At 48.8% G+C, this 18,222-nt stretch carries 17 protein-coding genes and 1 tRNA gene; 12 read left to right on the top strand and 6 right to left on the bottom strand.

Annotated elements, in window-relative coordinates; genetic code table 11:
- Window positions 1-8: 8 nt before the first annotated feature.
- Window positions 9-1,394 (top strand): aminopeptidase, encoded by a 1,386-nt coding sequence (locus SYK_RS05785; RefSeq protein WP_281762645.1) that lies wholly within the window; start codon window positions 9-11, stop codon window positions 1,392-1,394.
- A gap of 68 nt (window positions 1,395-1,462) precedes the next feature.
- Here SYK_RS05785 and SYK_RS05780 read toward each other — a convergent pair whose 3' ends face one another.
- Both SYK_RS05780 and SYK_RS05775 read right to left on the bottom strand, forming a co-directional pair.
- Window positions 1,463-2,020, bottom strand: a complete 558-nt coding sequence (locus tag SYK_RS05780; RefSeq protein WP_281762644.1) for a tetratricopeptide repeat protein — start codon at window positions 2,018-2,020, stop codon at window positions 1,463-1,465.
- A gap of 57 nt (window positions 2,021-2,077) precedes the next feature.
- On the bottom strand, window positions 2,078-2,962 hold the full coding sequence (locus tag SYK_RS05775) for a FecR family protein (protein ID WP_281762643.1): 885 nt from the start codon (window positions 2,960-2,962) through the stop codon (window positions 2,078-2,080).
- A 460-nt stretch (window positions 2,963-3,422) separates the two neighbouring features.
- On the opposite strand from SYK_RS05775, the gene selB reads away from it, so the two are divergent.
- Together selB and SYK_RS05765 are read left to right on the top strand one after the other, a co-directional pair.
- Complete coding sequence (selB, locus tag SYK_RS05770) at window positions 3,423-5,330, top strand: selenocysteine-specific translation elongation factor (RefSeq protein WP_281762642.1); 1,908 nt, start codon at window positions 3,423-3,425, stop codon at window positions 5,328-5,330.
- 31 nt (window positions 5,331-5,361) lie between these two features.
- Entirely contained in the window at window positions 5,362-6,108 is a 747-nt protein-coding gene (locus tag SYK_RS05765; protein ID WP_281762641.1) for a lipid-binding SYLF domain-containing protein, read from the top strand.
- A gap of 37 nt (window positions 6,109-6,145) precedes the next feature.
- On the opposite strand, the gene SYK_RS05760 is transcribed toward SYK_RS05765, so the two are convergent.
- A tRNA-His gene (locus SYK_RS05760) sits at window positions 6,146-6,221 on the bottom strand.
- A gap of 68 nt (window positions 6,222-6,289) precedes the next feature.
- On the opposite strand from SYK_RS05760, the gene murA reads away from it, so the two are divergent.
- From murA to SYK_RS05720, 8 genes are all read left to right on the top strand, one after another.
- Window positions 6,290-7,546 carry a UDP-N-acetylglucosamine 1-carboxyvinyltransferase gene (gene murA, locus SYK_RS05755; protein WP_281762640.1) on the top strand — a complete coding sequence of 419 codons (1,257 nt, stop codon included), beginning with the start codon at window positions 6,290-6,292 and terminating at the stop codon, window positions 7,544-7,546.
- Window positions 7,547-7,745: 199 nt separating this feature from the next.
- Window positions 7,746-10,151, top strand: a complete 2,406-nt coding sequence (locus tag SYK_RS05750; RefSeq protein WP_281762639.1) for a DNA internalization-related competence protein ComEC/Rec2 — start codon at window positions 7,746-7,748, stop codon at window positions 10,149-10,151.
- 123 nt (window positions 10,152-10,274) lie between these two features.
- Entirely contained in the window at window positions 10,275-11,132 is an 858-nt protein-coding gene (locus SYK_RS05745) for an HDOD domain-containing protein (RefSeq protein ID WP_281762638.1), read from the top strand.
- 2 nt (window positions 11,133-11,134) lie between these two features.
- On the top strand, window positions 11,135-12,016 hold the full coding sequence (locus SYK_RS05740) for an MBL fold metallo-hydrolase (RefSeq protein WP_281762637.1): 882 nt from the start codon (window positions 11,135-11,137) through the stop codon (window positions 12,014-12,016).
- A gap of 98 nt (window positions 12,017-12,114) precedes the next feature.
- Window positions 12,115-12,510 (top strand): response regulator, encoded by a 396-nt coding sequence (locus SYK_RS05735; protein ID WP_281762636.1) that lies wholly within the window; start codon window positions 12,115-12,117, stop codon window positions 12,508-12,510.
- Window positions 12,511-12,679: 169 nt separating this feature from the next.
- The gene (locus tag SYK_RS05730) at window positions 12,680-13,840 is read left to right on the top strand and encodes a PSP1 domain-containing protein (RefSeq protein ID WP_281762635.1); all 1,161 of its coding nucleotides are present in this window, start codon (window positions 12,680-12,682) and stop codon (window positions 13,838-13,840) included.
- A 45-nt stretch (window positions 13,841-13,885) separates the two neighbouring features.
- Window positions 13,886-15,829 (top strand): methionine--tRNA ligase, encoded by a 1,944-nt coding sequence (metG, locus tag SYK_RS05725; RefSeq protein ID WP_281762634.1) that lies wholly within the window; start codon window positions 13,886-13,888, stop codon window positions 15,827-15,829.
- 134 nt (window positions 15,830-15,963) lie between these two features.
- Window positions 15,964-16,785, top strand: a complete 822-nt coding sequence (locus SYK_RS05720; protein WP_281762633.1) for a hypothetical protein — start codon at window positions 15,964-15,966, stop codon at window positions 16,783-16,785.
- Here the strand turns inward: SYK_RS05720 and SYK_RS05715 are convergent.
- From SYK_RS05715 to SYK_RS05705, 3 genes are all read right to left on the bottom strand, one after another.
- Complete coding sequence (locus tag SYK_RS05715) at window positions 16,782-16,988, bottom strand: DUF1722 domain-containing protein (RefSeq protein ID WP_281763240.1); 207 nt, start codon at window positions 16,986-16,988, stop codon at window positions 16,782-16,784. The two genes, SYK_RS05720 and SYK_RS05715, sit on opposite strands and share 4 nt — an antisense overlap.
- Window positions 16,951-17,487: a 2-thiouracil desulfurase family protein gene (locus SYK_RS05710; protein WP_281762632.1), complete on the bottom strand. Its 537-nt coding sequence runs from the start codon at window positions 17,485-17,487 to the stop codon at window positions 16,951-16,953. Before SYK_RS05710 ends, SYK_RS05715 begins: the two co-directional genes overlap by 38 nt.
- Before the next feature lie 119 nt (window positions 17,488-17,606).
- Window positions 17,607-17,888, bottom strand: coding sequence for a FeoA family protein (locus tag SYK_RS05705; RefSeq protein ID WP_281762631.1), 282 nt, complete (start codon window positions 17,886-17,888; stop codon window positions 17,607-17,609).
- A gap of 30 nt (window positions 17,889-17,918) precedes the next feature.
- Here SYK_RS05705 and SYK_RS05700 point away from each other — a divergent pair, with 30 nt between their 5' ends.
- The gene (locus SYK_RS05700) at window positions 17,919-18,188 is read left to right on the top strand and encodes a hypothetical protein (RefSeq protein ID WP_281762630.1); all 270 of its coding nucleotides are present in this window, start codon (window positions 17,919-17,921) and stop codon (window positions 18,186-18,188) included.
- The last annotated feature ends 34 nt before the right edge of the window (window positions 18,189-18,222 follow it).

Genomic DNA, 18,222 nt, shown 5'->3' with positions numbered 1-18,222 from the left:
GATTCGTCATGAGCAAGAAAAAAGTACTTGAATATGAACCAAAGACTGCGTGGGAAGTGTATTCTTCCAAGAAAGATCGCAAAGCCATGGATGCCATGGCAAAAGATTATGTGAAATTTCTCAGTGAATGCAAGACCGAACGCCTGGTTATGGACTATGTGCGCAAACGAGTGGATAAGGCCGGGTTCAAGGATGATCTTAAGGCTTCGTTGGCTTATCGGTTTAATCGGAACAAGACATGTTTTCTGGCACGGAAGGGCAAACGTCCGTTATCCGAAGGCTTCCGGTTGGTTGGTGCGCATGCAGATTGCCCGCGTCTGGATTTGAAGCAGCGTCCACTTTATGAAGATACGGATATTTGTCTTGCCAAGACCCATTATTATGGAGGTATCCGCAAGTATCAATGGTTGACCATCCCATTGGCTCTACATGGTACCGTGATCAAGAAGTCCGGCGAGGAAGTTACCGTGTGCATCGGTGAGGACCCCAAGGATCCGGTCTTTACTATTACCGATTTGTTGCCACATTTGGCAGCCAGTGAAATGGGTAAAAAGGTTTCTGATGCCTTTGAGGCAGAAAAGTTGAATCTGTTTTTTGGACATTCTCCGGTATCCAAAGACAAAAAGGACGATGATGGTCCCAAAGAACCAGTCAAGCGCATGGTGCTTGAGCTGTTGAATAAGCGGTATGGCATTGACGAGTCCGATTTCTTCAGTGCGGAGATGCAGGCTGTTCCGGCTGGTCCGGCTCGATTTGTCGGTTTGGATGAGGCCACTATTGGCGGATATGGTCAGGATGATCGGTCCAGTGTGTTTTGTGCTCTGGAAGCATTGCTTGCTGAAGAAGAGCCTGAGTATGCGCAGATTGTTTTGTTTTGGGACAAGGAAGAGATTGGTTCCGAAGGTTCAACTGGTGCCAAGTCGTACTTTTTTGAATATTGTATGGAAGAATTGGCCGAGGCATGGGAACCGGGCGCACGCTTGTCCTTAATTTTCATGAATGGCTCAGTGCTGTCTGCGGATGTATCTGCCGCTATGGACCCTGATCATAAGGATGTATACGAGCCCCTGAACGCTGCTCGTATTGGATATGGGCCGTGCTTCAATAAATTTACTGGCCATCGTGGCAAGGTGGGAGCCAATGACGCCCATCCTGATTACATCGGTTGGCTTAGGCGTATCTTTGATGACGCTGGTATCCCGTGGCATATGGCCGAGCTTGGCAAAGTCGATGTCGGTGGTGGTGGAACTGTGGCTAAATTTTTGGCTGTATACGGTATGGATGTCATTGATGTCGGTGTGCCTGTATTGTCCATGCACTCACCTTTCGAGTTGTCCTCCAAGGCTGATATTTACGCCTGCACACTGGCTTTCAGGGAATTCCTGAAACGGTAGCTGCGAATTGGATAGAAAAGGGGTGCCGACAGTCTGTTGGCACCCCTTATTTTGTTTTATACAGTGGGTTAGTTGTCGTACAAAGCTTCTAATCCTTTGAGCGTCAGGAGTTCTTCCTTGACAGGAAAACCGAATTTTTTGGCGTTGTTCATCCACATTTGTGCTCGGCGAAGATCCTTTTTCACGCCGACACCTGCTGCGTAGAGATGGCCCATGTAGTACATAGCTACATCATTTTCAGCGACGCCAGCTCTGTATATGAGTTCGGCGCCTTTGATTTCGTCGGTCGGGACATTGTCCCCATAGACGTAAAACAGGCCGAGCATGAGCAGTGCGTCCTTTTGTTCCTGATCGCATGCCTGCTCAAGAAGTTGCAGGGCCTTGTTCATGTCTTTTTCAACCCCTTCACCTTCCATATACATTGTGGCCAATGCGTACTTTGCGTTGGCATTGTCGTTTTCCGCAGCATACTCATATTTGGTGATAGCGGTGTCGTAGTCTTTTTTCAGATACGCCTTTGTTCCTTGTCGTTCCGGTATTTGATTCGTCACTTTCTCGACGACACAACCGGCAGGCAGGAGGGTAATAAGTATAAAAAAAACACTATATTTGAGAAATCGATTCATCGTTTTATTCCTTCATCGGCGTCAACGGTTCATGCTTTTAGCCATTTGAGTCTTTCGTTATGGGGTAGACCCTGCAGGACTACTTGCTCCGCCGCCTTCGCTCTCGCTGCTAGCGGTATCTGTGTTTTCACCGCCACCCAAGCCTGCTTCCGCCTTTGTCTTTCCATCTCGTTCATTTGTGGCGTTATTGAAGGCTCGCTCCTGCACAGCAATTTTGCGCAGTTGTTGGTAGTCTGGATGGACGTTCAACCCACCAATTTGTTTTTTTTCAAAATTCAGAAGATTCTTGAAACCATCAGCTTTGAGTTGAAGTTCTTTTTTTGAGCCATACAACCCGAACTCTCCCTGACTAGTCATGGGGGCTGCCTTGATGACTTTTTCGCGGACCGCAGCAGGGATAGGGGCTGGTGGTGAAAGAGGACGGCCAAGTTCAATATCGGTCATGAGATTTGCTTCAGACATTGACATGGCGTTTATTTCTGAAGTGACAACTACCGTGTGTCCAGAAGCTATCTCGAGAACCCCTATGCGTTCCCGTTTGGGTTCGACAATAGCGAAAGGTTCAGTGCCTCGAATACCGATGGAGGTCATGGGGGTTGTCAAAGCAAAGGCGTCAGGATTTTGTTTGACGATTTGGCCTGTGACAAAACGGAATGTTCCTTCGCCCATTTTGAAAAGGAGTTTCGAAGAGGAAGCGTCTTCGGAAAAGACATAGTCGTCCATGGAGAGAGTCGACTCGGTTCCCTGAGAATAAATGGTGTCATCCTTGAAGCGGATTTCCACGTTGCCGGTTCTTCCTGTGACAATAACTTCATGGATGAAAACTGGGCTTTTCAATTCAAGTTTTCTGGCGTCCATGCCCGGTATTTGGGCCGAGACAAACCCCATGATGTGGATCACTTCACCTATTGGGTCGGGGGCTTGAGAAGGTGCGGCTGCCATCGACAAAGAGGGACTTATGCAGACAGCCGTTATGAGGAGAGCCATAACGCACTGTGTAATTCTCATGGATATCATGAAATAATAACTCCACAGATTGAGTGTGTATATTGATTAAGAAAAAATATAATACTGGTCCTATATGAAACTATTCTAATTGTCACGATATGATGAAAAAAGGGTGCAAACATTATTGTCTACACCCCATGAGAGTTTTGGAAAGATGGTAATCATAAACAGGAATAGTGCGTTTTTTTGGGTTTTCCACTTGCCTTTGAATGGTGAGACAATAAACGTATTTGTATATTGATTGAGTGTTTTTTTGAGAAATTGCATCCAGTGTTGAATTGTGTTTTGACTTTAAAGTTGAGAGCTTGTTTTGTGCTCTTGTGGCGAAGCCTGTTTTTCCCTATCATCTAAGTTCTCGTTGTAATTAAAAACAGATAGTCAAGGATTACCATATATGCCCGTTATCATGGGAACAGCCGGTCATATCGACCATGGAAAGACAACACTCATTAAAGCGCTTACCGGTATTGATTGTGATCGATTATCCGAAGAGAAAAAACGCGGTATCACCATAGAACTCGGTTTTGCCTTTCTTGATTTGGGAGAGGGGAACAGACTGGGTATCGTCGATGTCCCTGGCCATGAAAAATTCGTTAAGAACATGGTGGCCGGTGCTGCAGGTATTGATTTTGTGGTTTTGGCCATTGCAGCGGATGAAGGCATCATGCCCCAGACCCGTGAGCATTTGGAGATTTGTCAATTGCTTGGTGTGACAACTGGCGTTGTTGCTTTGACCAAGACTGACATGGTGGATGCGGAATGGTTGGAGATGGTGGAAGAAGAAGTTGCGTCTTATCTTGAACCAACATTTCTTGCTGGCGCACCGATTATACCGGTATCCGCGCATACCGGTGACGGATTGGATGCGCTCAAGGATCAGTTGCGGACCTTGATGGCAGAATTCAAGCCCCGTCGTCGTTCCGATCTATTTCGTCTGCCCGTGGATCGTGTGTTCACCATGAAAGGACACGGTACCGTGGTCACCGGGACTATGGTTTCCGGTTCCATTTCTGTTGGTGACGATATTATTCTTTATCCAGCCGGAGTAGAGACCAAAGTGCGTAGTTTGCAATCGCATGGCGAGGCTGTGGAGACAGCTCAGGCCGGACGACGGACGGCCATCAATTTGCATGGCCTGGAAGTGGACGATATCAGGCGGGGAGATGTGTTGGCTCGCCCGGGGTCATTGTTCCCTTCAACTGTGTGGGACATCGAGTTAACCGTTCTGGAATCTTCACATCTGCCGCTCAAGCATCGGCGGGAAATACATTTTCATCACGGTGCGCGTGAAGTGTTGGCTCGTGTTTATCTGTTGGATCGAGAAGATCTGAAACCCGGTGAAACTTGCGTCTGTCAGGTCCGATTTTCGGAACCGTTGGCCGCAGTATATGGTGATCGTATCGTGTTGCGCGCATTTTCTCCGCTCCGCGCTTTTGCAGGTGGTCGGGTTATAGGACCAGTCGGGCATACTATAAAACGATTCTCGGATAAGGTGGAGCTTATGCAGCAGCTTGCTGCCGAGACGCCCGAAGAGGTGGCAGCAGCCCAATTGGAATTAGCAGGTCCTGTCGGATTGACTTTCGCACAATTGCTGACCATGACCAATCTTGAAACAAAGGGGTTGGAGAAGACTTTGGGACTACTTGGTGGTCAGCAGAAGTCTGTGTTGTTTGACAAGGAAACGCGTCGGTATGCCGGTGGGCAACTGGCGGCGTCACTTGGTGAGAGTCTGCTTGTCTTTTTGAAGGATTTTCATGCCAGGGATTCTATGAAACCCGGTGTGCAACGAGGTGAACTGGCTTCCTCTTGGGGCAATGATTTGCCTCCCAAGTTGTTTCATTTTGTGGTTGAACGGATGCTTAAGACTGGTGAAATCATTGCCGAGCAGGAATTGCTCAAGTTGAAAGGGCATAAAGTTTCGTTGGCTTCAGATCAGGCAAAAGTCCGTGAAACCATCCTTGATGCCTATACTAAAGGAGGCGGTACCCCGCCCAATCTCAAGGATGTACTTGAACCGCTTGGCATGGACTTTAAGCAGGCTTCTGGTGTTTTGAAGTTGTTGCAGGAGCAAGGAGCGTTGGTACGCATCAAAGGTGACATGTATTATCATAAGGCGGCCTTGGATGACCTTCAAGGCCGGATAGTTGCTTTTTTTGCGGATAATCAAGAAATGTCCGCCCCTGACTGCAAGGAGATAACAGGGCTTTCGCGTAAGTATCTTATTCCGATATTGGAGTATTTTGATAAAGAGAAATTGACAGTCCGCGTTGGAGACGTACGTCATCTCCGCAAACGTTCTTGACACAGGGACACACTCCCTTTAGGCCTTTCTCATGGATACACGTCACTGTTTTATTTGGCCCCTGATACTGGGATTCGTCCTGATGGCTGGGTGCGCCGGGAAAACCACCCGTGGTGCAGACGGTGATATTGCCGCTGCAAATGCACTGGTGGACGAGGCCGCGAACGTCCTTGAAACGACGATTCGAAATGATCACGAAGGTGTTATCGGCAAGATGATCGACAAGGCCAAGGGCGTGTTGATCATTCCCGCCATTGGCGAGGCGAGCCTGCTTGTGTCCATTGGTGGTGGCAACGCTGTTTTGATGGCCTCGACGGATGAAGGCTGGACCGGTCCGGTCTTTCTGACCAAAGGGTCGGTTGGATTCGGATTTCAGGCTGGAGTTTCAAAACAGTCTGGTGTCGTCTTGTTTATGCATGAGGATGATGTCCGTTACATGTTGCTGACTGGTGCCATTTTGCAGGCCCATGCTCGTCTGATTGTTCTTAATATCGATTATGAAATCCATGAGACTGATGAATTTTATGAATCTGGTAACGTATATTTCGTGGGAGAGCGGAGTGGATTGTATGCGGGGTTGGCAGTCAATAGTGGCGGCTTTACAGATCGGACAGTTTTGAACGAAGCGTATACCGGCGTGAAAGGCGGCGGGCCACGATCCATCCTTTTGGAACAGAAAATTCAACCCGAAGCTGCGAAACGTTTGCGTGAACTGTTGTCTCAGGCAGGGAACGAAATCAAAGCACTGAATGAGAATGCTTTTACTCAGGCAAAATAAAAGGACGGAACTGATGTTCCGTCCAATTATGGTCACTTGGGGTGAGTGATGGGACTTGAACCCACGGCCACCTGGGCCACAACCAGGTGCTCTACCAACTGAGCTACACCCACCGTGTGAGGGGCAGTATTTAACTAAGCTTTTTACTACGGTCAAGCAAAAGAATAAAAAAAGGTAACAGATGGATAAACTAATTATTGAAGGTGGCGTTCCGCTTCAGGGAAGTATTCAGGTCAGCGGAGCTAAAAATGCGGCTCTGCCTATACTTATGGCATGTCTCTTGGCAGAGGGGCAGGTCAATCTGAGCAATGTTCCCAAATTGGCTGATATCAGAACTTCTTTGAAACTTTTGAATATTCTTGGATGCGAAACATCCTTTGAAGACAACAAGGCTACGAGTTTGTGTACAGGACTCAAACCTGAAGCTCCGTATGATCTGGTTAAGACCATGCGTGCATCTGTATTGTGTCTTGGCCCGCTTCTGGCCAGATTGGGAGAAGCTAAAGTTGCACTCCCCGGCGGTTGTGCCATTGGTGCGCGTCCGGTCGATCTTCATCTTCGTGGTTTTGAACGCATGGGAGCCGAGTTCGAAATTACTGAAGGCTACATCAAGGGACACTGTAAGGGTGGCCTTAAAGGTGCCCAAATTACTTTGGACTTTCCAACCGTAGGTGGCACCGAGAATATTCTCATGGCAGCTTGTTTGGCTGAGGGTGAAAGTATTATCGAGAATGCGGCTCGTGAACCCGAAGTCGCGGATCTTGCGAATTTTCTCAATGCCTGCGGTGCGAAAATTACCGGGCAGGGGACTAGTGTGATTAAGGTCCAAGGAGTGTCTTCTCTTTCTGGATGCGACTATCGCGTCATGCCGGATCGCATTGAAGCCGGAACCTATATGGTGGCTGCGGCCATTACTGGTGGAGAATTGGAAGTGCTGGATTGTCCCTTCAACGCCTTGGATGCTGTCAGCTACAAATTGCGTGAAATGGGTGTGTGGCTGCAGGAGGAAGAAGACTATGTTTTGGTCCGCCGAGCCAATGGTTTGTTGGAAAATGTGGATGTGACCACATTGCCTCATCCCGGGTTTCCTACTGATATGCAGGCTCAGCTCATGGCTCTCATGTGCCTTGGTAAGGGGACGGGGATTATCGAGGAAAAAATCTTCGAGAATCGATTCATGCATGTTCTCGAACTGGTTCGTCTTGGTGCCGACATTCGGCTCAAGGGGCGCACTGCCATGGTTCATGGGGTGAATCAGCTCAGGGGAGCACCGGTCATGGCCTCTGATCTGCGGGCGAGTGCATCTCTCGTGCTGGCTGGCCTAGCAGCCGAGGGTACGACCACTATTGAACGTATTTATCACTTGGATCGCGGTTACGAAAACATCGAAGCCAAGCTTTCCGGTGTGGGCGCACGTATCAAGCGTGTCAGCGGATAGTTCTTAAAATATACTTATCATTTTAGCGACCGACATCCGTGTGATGTTGGTCGTTTTTTGTTGTCGTTATTTCCTTCTTGTCTGACAGACGGACGGGATATGCTTTTTGAAAGGATGCTGGATAACGTGAAAGCTTCCTGTTAATTCCATGGTTGTTGGGGGAATTTTTTGTAACCGATATGATGAAAGTTGAGTGGCCATGGATAAAGCTTGTTGGACATCACGATCAATCGTTCCTGGATTGCTGCCATGGCAATTCTATGGGTTGGCGTTTGTTCTCGGGATTGTGTCCTTTAAGCATCCTATTCCGGCCATGGCGGCACTCGGTGTAGTGTATCTGGCTGATTATTTGTTGCGAGATCGAATGTGTCGGTTGCCGTTGTTGGTTTTTATCTGCTGCGCGGTCTTTGGTTTTGGTTATGCTTCTCAGCGCACGCCTGAATTACCCTATGAGACACCCGAATGGGCGGAGAGTCGAAAGCCGATCATGGTACGGGCAGTGGCAGAACGGGTGGAACCACGTTCAAGCAACCGGCTTCGTGTCGTGCTTGGTCATATTAGGTGCGAGGTAGACGGTGTCGAAGAGATTTTGCCGGGCAGAATGGTATTATCTATTCGTCACCCTCGTTACAGGCCCTCGCCGGGGCAGGACCTTGAGGCTTTGCTGCGAGTTGTTCCGGCGCGTGGTTTTGGTAATCCCGGTGGTTGGGATTATGGATGGTACTGGCAGCGCCAAGGTGTTTTTTGGCGGGCATGGCCTGTGGGGAAAGCGTCCTTGCAATGGGGAGAGTCTCCCGATGATATCCTGTGGCAGTTGAAAGCCCGACTGCGGCATGCCGTGGCAGAGTCTGTCCCTGAGACGCAGGGTGGAGCCATGGTTCTGGCTTTGACCACGAGTGACAAATCACTGTTGTCCAGCGACACCATGAACGCAACACGGAGTGCGGGGCTGGCGCATACTTTGGCCCTGTCCGGGTTGCACGTGGGGTTTGTGGCGGCCATGGGGTTCGGGCTGGCGTTGCTTGTGGGTTGGATATATCCGCCGTTGCTTTTGTCTATTCCCCGCCCAAAGTTGGCGGTGCTGATGGCTGCTCCGTTGGTGCTTGGGTATGCATGGCTCGGTCAACCATCTGCATCATTGATTCGGGCAGCAACGATGTTTGGATTTTGGGGATTCCTGTTGCTTCAAGGGCGGGGCCGAGTGCTTATGGACGGGCTTTTCTTTGCCCTGTTGACCATTGTGTTTGTTTCACCCATGTCGGTTTTTGATCTCAGTCTGCAAATGTCTGTTGTGGCTGTGGCCGGGATTGGCCTCATGTATCCGCATTTCCGTTCTTTGTTTCTTGCCGGTGATTCATGGCCGCGACAACTTGTTCGATGGGCTATCGGCATCATGTGTATGAGTGTCTGCGCGAATATTGCGCTACTGCCTCTCGTTTCCTGGTATTTCGGGACGATGAGTCCTAATATTTTGCTTAATCTGGTGTGGCTGCCTGTGCTTGGTTTTGTGGTTATGCCGCTGGGGTTGGCGGGTATGTTTTTGACGGTCTTTCCGTGGACACAATTTATCGGCGGTATTTTTCTTGGGTGGGCAGCACAAGGCGCGGATGGGTTATTGGTTCTGCTGCATACAGCCGGTAATGCTGGATTGATGCCTGTATTTGCCGTGCTGAGACCGTTATGGCCGGAAATGCTTGGGTGCGCCGTGTTGCTGATTGTGGCGGTGTCCATTGTTCGAAGTTCACGACGGGTACCGGTTGAACTGGCTGCTATCGGATTCCTTTTGCTCGTTTTTCCACATATTTCAGTCATGGTGGCTGACACCCGTGATCAAGTGCAGTTAACTATGCTGGATGTCGGGTTGGGACAGGCTTTGGTTGTCTCTTTGCCCGGCGGTCATCGATGGCTCGTTGATGGCGGGGGTGGCTCGCGAACGTTTGATTTGGGTGAGGCTGTGGTGGCACCGGCTTTGACGTATGGGCGGCCTCCGCGTTTGGATGGAGTGTTTATGACGCACCCAGACGTGGACCACAGTCATGGCCTGCCGTTTATTTTTGATCGATTTCAGGTAGGGGAATTTTATACTAACGGCATGATGCCGCGAGGGCGTACAGGTGAAAGGATGCGGAAAGCCCTGGCTCGGAAGCATCTTTCCCCTCAGCCCCTGGTCGCCAAGGCTGTGGTGAAATTGACCGATAATGCCGTTTTTGAAGTGGTGCATCCTAATCCTCAATTTAAGAGCGGGAAAGCCAATGAACGGTCACTGGTCATGCGAATGGTGTGGAAAGGTAGCCCATTGGCCTTGTTACCGGGGGATGTTGAGAAGGCCGGGATTGATACCATTTTGCAGGAGGGAAGTGATATAAGGGCCGAGGCCCTTGTCTTGCCGCATCACGGGAGCCGAAGCAGTCTTGATCCCCGGCTCTACGAAGCCGTGTCTTCACAGACTGTCCTGTGTTCCAATGGATATCTCAATCGGTATGGGTTCCCGCACCCGGAGGTAGCGCGTGCGGCCGGAGGCGGGGTGCTGACAACTTCTCGATATGGGCAGGTCAAGTGTCGTTGGGATGGCAATGGATACACTGTGCAGTCGTTTTATCCATAGATGTCGCTTGCCACGGAGTTTTTCCTGAGCTACCGTTCATTCGTGTATATTAGGTGGTTTGATCCACTGTCCTTGGATACAGATAATTTGATGAAACATGTTACATTCAAATGATTGGAATCAATGACGGAACTTAAAAATAAATTATTGACTGCCGTTGAGAAAATGCCTGCATTTCCTCAGAGTGTAAATCAGGTTTTGAAGCTGACTGGGGACATTAATTGTTCGCAGAGAGATCTGGTCGAGGTCATCAAACGGGACCCTGTCTTTACGCTCAAAATATTGCGGTTGGTTAACTCTGCCTATTTCGGATTGTCTCGCGAAATAACTTCCATTAATCAGGCCAGCGTGTATCTCGGCCTGAATACGTTGAAGAATGTTGCATTAGGTTTGGCGGCTGTCGGAGCCATACCCAAGTCCGCCGGAAAGCATTTGGATATGGGTGGATTTTGGTTGCACTCGTTGGCCGTGGCTACGGCTACGCGCATGCTCGGGTTGAAGCTTGGTGTTTCGCGTGACGATGCCGCTGATTATTTCGCAGCCGGATTGCTGCATGACGTTGGGAAGGCGGTTTTTGCTCTGTATATGCCGGAGGAGTTCGAGGACGTCTCGGGAAGAGCCGCTGAACCCGGTGCGGCGTTTTACCAGTGTGAACAGGATGTAATTGGGGCGAATCATGCCGACATTGGTGCCATGCTTGCCAAGAAGTGGAATCTTCCCGTGGAATTGCATGATGCCATAGCTCGGCATCATTCAGTAGGTTCGGGAGAGTCTTCCCAGCTTCTTGATTGTTTGTTTGCGGCCAATCAGATTACCAAAAAACTTTCTTTCGGTGCGGCTGGAGATTTTGAAATAGAGCCTTTGCCCGATTCCGTCAGGGAACGATTCTTCATGGATATGGAGGAACTCATCGAAGAGCTTCCAACTCTTGATGAGGAGGTGGAGCGTGCCCGGATATTTATCAAGCTTGGGGAGGCCTGATCATGTATTTTCAATTTCGGGGGACACGTGGCTCTTTGCCCTCACCCGGAGCGGATACTATTAAATATGGTGGCAACACCACTTGTATCGAGGTGCGATCCGATACCGATGATCTTGTCATTCTCGATGCAGGAACCGGCATTAGGGAGTTGGGTGTTGAGTTGTCGGCGAGCATGCCGGTCAAGTGCCATTTGTTTGTTTCCCATACGCATTGGGACCATATTCAAGGTGTTCCCTTTTTTATCCCCATGTTTGTGCCGGGGAATGAACTGACTATTTACGGTCCTCCCGATCCCGTGACCATGACAGGCATTGAGGCTGTGCTTGCCAAGCAGATGGAATATCCACATTTTCCGGTGCGTGTAGCCGAATTGCAAGCGAATATTTCTTATAACACATTGTCAGACGGGCAGGTCGTTGATCTTGGATTTGCAAAGGTTTCAACGATTCTCATGAACCATCCTGCCATGAATTTTGGATTCAAAGTGGAATGCGACGGCAAGAGTCTTTTCTTTACGGGTGATCATGAACATTTGCAGAATATATATCAGCCTGAAGATGCAGAGTTTGAAGAATATGAACAAGTCGTGCAGGAGCGCAGTCAAGTCATTGTCGATTTTATTAGTGGCGTTGACGTGTTGATAGCGGACTCGCAATATACGGAAGAAGAGTACGAAACGAAGCGGGGATGGGGGCATTCAACCTATGAAAGTGCTCTTGAGTTGGCTCGGGACACGGGTGCGGGGAAGACATATTTGACGCATCACGATACGACCCGGACTGATAAACAGTTGGATGTCATTCAGGATAGGCTCAAGGAGAAGTGGCGTGACTCTGGTGTGAGGTTTGAATTGGCGCGTGAAGGAGAGGTCATACAGATTTAGGTTGAATTCGGCGGGATGGCAGGAGTTGCATTTTGTCGTGTAAAGTGACATTAATTTTCAGGTTGCTGTAAGCTGTGAGTTTGCTCAGGAGGGTGTGCATGAAAGCGCTTATCGTGGATGACGATTTTTACAGCCGGAATATGATTCATGAGATCTTACGCCAAGTTGCCCAGTGCGATATTGCCGTCAACGGAGAAGAGGCTATTGAAGCCTTTGGCCGAGGGCTGGCTCATGGCGAACCGTATAATTTGATTTGTCTTGATTTACTCATGCCGGAAATGGATGGGCAGCAGGCCCTTCGTGAGATTCGTGCACTGGAAAAGGAGCACGATGTGGCTCCCCAGGACGAGTCCAAGGTTATTGTTACCACCATGCTCGCGGATGAGAAAGAAACCCACGACGCTTTTTTCCTCGGTGGGGCCACTTCCTATTTGGTCAAGCCCATTGATGAGGAAAAACTCCTCAATGAGATAAAGAGCTTGGGGCTGCTCTAAGCATTTGTTTATCAAGTAAAAAAGCCGGGTGCCGTGCGACTGAAACGGCACCCGTTTTTCTTTTGACGGCATCATTTGAAGTCCAAGCCGTTTTCTAATATATTGATTCTCTTTGCATGATACTTTCTTCCCCGATCATACGGGGTGCTTATATATAGGATATAAAACAATGAGCCAAATACTTGGTGTTAAATTCAACGATTACGGACAGGTATATTATTTTACCTCCGGTCCTTTCGTGGTGCGTGAAGGACAACACGTTATCGTCAAGACCGATCAGGGCATGGGGTTGGGCAAGGTCATTCTTATTCGTCAGGCTCCTAAGGAAGAGGACGATAATGAAGGCCATAAGCCTATTTATCGTTTGGCTAACGAAAAGGACATGGAGTCCACTGCCGAGAACGAGGCGCTGGCTAAGGATGCCTTCAAATTTTCTCGCAAGTGCATAGTTACCCATAAATTGGGTATGAAGCTTGTGGATGTGGAAGTCTTTTTTGACCGGTCCAAGATGGTTTTTTATTTTACAGCACCTGGCCGTATCGATTTTCGAGAGCTTATCAAGGACCTTGTCCGGGAATATAGGACTCGTATTGAATTGCGACAGATTGGTGTGCGTCATGAGACCCAGATGCTTGGCGCTATAGGTAACTGCGGGCAGATATGTTGTTGCCGTCGATTTATGCGGAAATTTGTCCCTGTGACCATTAAAATGGCTAAGGAACAAAATCTTTTTTTGAATCCTACAAAAATTTCGGGCATTTGTGGCCGTCTGCTTTGTTGTCTCAGTTTTGAGCAAGAAGGCTATGAAGAATTCCATCGCATGTGTCCGCGTGTGGGCAAGAAGTATACGACGTCCCTCGGTCAGGTGAAAGTTCTTCGTTCCAATTTTTTCAAAAAGACTCTGTCTCTGCTCACCGAGAAATTTGAGGAGCGGGAAGTTTCCATTGACGAATGGAATGAAATAGTTAACAAGCCGCCGAGTGAAGAAGCCTTGGCTGAAGCCAAGCCTCGGCCCCCGCGCAGCAAGCGTGGCGGTAGACCGTCCAAGCCAGATGATTCGCGTCGTGATACCAAACGGGGCAAGGAAAAATCTGAAGAAAAAGCTGGTGGTCCTCAAGGCCGTGGGAAGCCGAAGCGTAGCGACAAGAGTGGCAGTGACAAGAGGGATAGCCAGCGGCGTCCCCGTCAGGAGCGTCCCGAGAGGAAAGAGCGGGATGGCACGCCGGATCGTTCAACCCCTGAGGGAAAGAGCGAATCCCGTTCCGGCGATGAAAAATCAAAAAGAGGGCGCAGGCCCAGAAGGCGTAGGCGCAGGCCTTCCAAAAAATAACTGCGTGGCAGGCGGACTGTGTCCGTCACGACAAGGAGAATTGATTTGCAAAGTTTTTATATCACCACGCCCATTTACTATGTAAACGCCAAACCTCATTTGGGGCATGCGTATACCACAACTGTGGCCGATTCATTGAATCGTTTTCACAGACTGATGGGTGAGGAGACTTACTTCCTGACCGGTACTGACGAACATGGCGACAAGATCGTTCAAGCCGCGGAAGCCAACGGCCAGACTCCCAAGGAATATGTTGATATCATCAGCAAGCTCTTTGAAGACCTGTGGCCGGACATGAATATTTCAAATGATGATTTTATCCGTACCACGCAGCCTCGGCATATCGAGGTGGTGAAGAGCATCCTGCAAAAGGTCTATGATGCAGGAGATATTTATTTCGGCGAATATGGTGGTCATTACTGCTTTGGTTGTGAGCGGTTCTACACTGAGAAGGAACTTGTCGACGGCAAATGTCCTGACCATCAGACCGTGCCTGAATACATTGCGGAGAAAAATTATTTCTTCAAGATGTCCAAATACAAGGATTGGTTGATCGAACATATCAACACACATCCTGATTTTATCCGTCCAGAGCGGTACAAGAATGAGGTTATGAGCTTGCTGGAATCCGGCGAGCTTGAAGATCTGTGCATCTCCCGTCCCAAGTCTCGTTTGACCTGGGGGATTGAGTTGCCCTTTGACGATCAGTACGTCACCTATGTTTGGTTTGACGCTTTGATCAACTATCTGGCCGCACTTGGTTATCCCGAAGGCGACAAATTCAAGAAGTTCTGGCCGGCAGCCAATCATCTGGTGGCAAAAGATATTCTCAAGCCGCATGCCATCTTCTGGCCGACCATGCTCAAAGCCGCTGGCATTGAGCCGTATCAGCATCTTAATGTACACGGGTACTGGCTGGTGGAAGACACCAAGATGTCAAAGTCTATTGGCAATGTCGTGGAACCTTTAGCCATGAAGGACGCCTACGGTCTGGATGCTTTCCGTTATTTCCTGCTTCGGGAAATGTCATTCGGTCAGGATTCCAGTTTTTCTGAAAAAGCTTTGGTGGGACGCCTTAACGCAGATTTAGCCAATGACCTTGGCAACCTGTTTAGCCGTACTTTGGCCATGACCCACAAGTATTTTGGTGGAAGCATTCCTCGTCCCGATGTGGAAGATATCGTGGATGCGGAGATCAAGAAAATTGGTCAGGATGCCATGAAATCCTTCCAGAATTTCTATTCAGAATTCAAATTTTCCCGCGCCCTTGAAGGTTTGTGGGAATTGGTGCGCGGCCTGAATAAATACATCGACGCCACCGCTCCCTGGACTCTGTACAAAGAAAAGGACATGGAGCGGCTCTCAACAGTCATTTATGTGCTGTTGGAGAATATGCGCAAGATCGCCGTCCATCTGTGGCCGGTGATGCCCGAAGCATCCGAAAAGATGCTGGAACAGCTCGGTATAGCGTTTGACCCGGAAAAGGTTAATTTGTCCAAGGAATTGGATGTTTGGGGTTTGTTGGAATCCGGCGAAACCGTTGCCAAGACATCTAACCTCTTCCCTCGTGTAGAGATGCCCGAAGCCAAGGAAGAAAAGGCTGCCAAGAAGTCCAAGAATGGCAAGAAGGCCAAGAAGCAGGAAAAGGTAGATGAAGAAATTTCGAATATTGAATTCGAGGATTTCCAGAAGCTGGACCTGCGTGTTGGCACGGTCAAGGAAGTGGAAAAGCATCCTGATGCAGACCGCCTTCTGTTGGTTCGCGTGGACACTGGTGATGCAGAACTGCGCCAAGTCGTTGCGGGTATTGCCGATTTCTTCAGTCCTGACGAGCTTGTTGGTAAGCAAGTGGTCGTGGTTGCCAACCTCAAGCCGCGCAAGCTGAGAAAACAGTTGTCTCAAGGTATGATTTTGGCTGTGAAGACCGAAGACGGTATGCAGTTGCTCACCCCTTCGGGTGACGTCCCTTCAGGGAGCAAGATTAGCTAGAGTCTTTATTGAAATGAGTCAATCGCCCCGCAAGCCATGAGCTTGTGGGGCGATTTTTTTTGTTGGATCATTGCTATAAGCAATAGTCATTTTCCTTTTTTGGCAAATTCCTTGCATTTCCCGATACAGAGCCGTTGAATCGTCAAAAAACAGGCGGCGTGGGGTGGAATATGCGTGTGGAAATAAAGACTGTCAGGCCGAATTGTATCGATAATAATTCCGGTATATTCTCGCAGAGTTTTGTTCGTTTCGACGGGGATTGGAATTTGGATGAATTGGAGCAGGCCGTGAGTGACCGCGGTCTTGCTACTTTGACGTTCAATGATTCTGAGATGTTCAGGGATCACGCAAAAGTCGTTGCTATGTGCGAGAATATGCGTATTCGTGAAATAAAAATTCTGTGGAGTGCAAATCTCGACAGAGTTCCTACCGACGGATTGCTCAAAGCCATGAGGTTGGCCGGGTGTCAACAAGTCGATATGATGCTCGATTCCGATGATGCCGTGGAAGGATTGTTTTGGGCTCGTCGATATGGGTTTGATGTACGTGTCCGAAATGTGAACGGCACTCCGTATATCGCTGAAAAAATTTCCTACACTGTGGGCGAGCGAGAGGCGATTGCCGAGCGATTGTCCGGATTGCACGCGGCACAGTTTGATCTTGCCGTGGCCTATTACGGTGCACGTCGATATTCTGATGTGATGTTGCCTTTGGGTAAGGCCATGACCCTTGGTTTCCCCGTGAATGAACTTTGTCTTAATTTGTTGGCTTGTTTATCAGCAGCAAAGCATTACCCGGATCAGGCCGCAGGATTGTTAGTTCAGGCCGGATATGGGTGTCCACATCCTGTGGTCTTTCGCAATCGGGCGTTGCTTAAGTCGTGGCTCGAAAGCGGTGGCGATATCAAGGGTATACGTTTGGAACTGGAAGCAGCCGGTAGTACTTTAATCATTTAGACGTGGTTAAGCAGCTCAAGTTCAGTTGGTGATGGATTCAAATAATACTGCTGCGTCAGGTATGGTTTCTGATACTTTCTGGCATAATGATTCAGAAGCGTCATCGGTATCAGTAGCGGTATTTTTCCATTTTTATAAGCGAGCATCATACCCTGAAATTCTTGTTTATCCCCCGAGTTCAACTGTTTTTTGAAAAAGCCTATGGCATGAGATCGTACATCTGTGTTTTTTTTTTGGTGTTGTCTTGAACGACAGAGTTTTGAAGAGCAGGGTGGCGTATTTTATCAGTTTGCGGGCAAAGAATCCTGACCCGAGCCGGTGCGGTTTGCCTGTGGTGGAGAATATCTTGGCGTGATGCATGCCACAGGATGGAGAGCTTTGTTTTAGGACAAAGCCGTTGAGTTCTTCTTCTCCCAGACCATGCAGCACGCGTTCCGCCCACTCTGTCATTTTTTGGGTCAGATCATCGCCAGATTTATATCCTATGAGACGGATGTTTCCCGCGCAGTCTGCTTGGCGTAGTTCTTCTCTTGGGATGCCCATCCCGCAAGTTATTTTAGGACACAACGGGATGAATTCGACATGCTTGGCCAGAATTTCAGATAGATAAAGGTCTCGTCTATGCATGCCGTCCCACCGGATTTTTTCGCCGATGATACAGGCACTGACACCGATTTTGATACTTTCGGACGTTGTGTCCATTGAGTATTGGCTCAGGATATTTCCCGTAATTTACTTGAAACAAAAAGAATTTGAAAAAAAGATGGGCATGAAAAAAGCCGCCATGAGGCGGCTTGATACGTTCGGGTCTATCTCGTCCATTATGAAGCTTTGGCTCGTGGCCCGGGGCAGCAACTGCAGTGCGGACCTTCGTTAGAGTCATTGTCTACGGCCATTATCTTTCCGGCCAGGCCGCAACATAGGACAACTTCGGAACCGCGGACACGGACTCGGCAACCTGTTGGTCCACCGGTCAGAATCTCGACCGGACATCCAGGCGTCATGCCCATAGCGAGCATGCGGGCACGGGCCTGTCGGCCTCCGTCGATTCCGGTTATACGAACAACAGCCCCGGTAGGGTATTGTGTCAAAGGCTTTTGCATTTCAAATAATCCCTCAAAAAATGGTTGAGAGTGAAATTAAGTCTCAACTATGCTCGTGTCAATGGGAGAGTTTTGTTTTTTGCTGCCGAGATTAAAGGGGAAATTAATCATACGATTTCAGGATGTTTTTGGAATAAAAGTGTGTCATTTGGTTCGCTATTTAAGATTTTTAACAATAAAAAAAGTGGAGAACGTGAAGAATGTACCCTTGATGAAGGTGGCGTGGACATTTCTGGGGGTGTTTTTTCCGTTTTTCACACGACTGTAGGAGGCATAAAACCATTGCCATTCGGGGGGTAAGCCTGTAATAAAGTTTGCTTGTCCGGTGGGTGGC

It is taken from the genome of Pseudodesulfovibrio nedwellii (genome assembly GCF_027923765.1).
GTDB classification, from domain to species: domain Bacteria; phylum Desulfobacterota; class Desulfovibrionia; order Desulfovibrionales; family Desulfovibrionaceae; genus Pseudodesulfovibrio; species Pseudodesulfovibrio nedwellii.
Note: the sequence above shows the minus strand (reverse complement) of the source record. Positions and strands in the feature narration are given on the sequence as shown.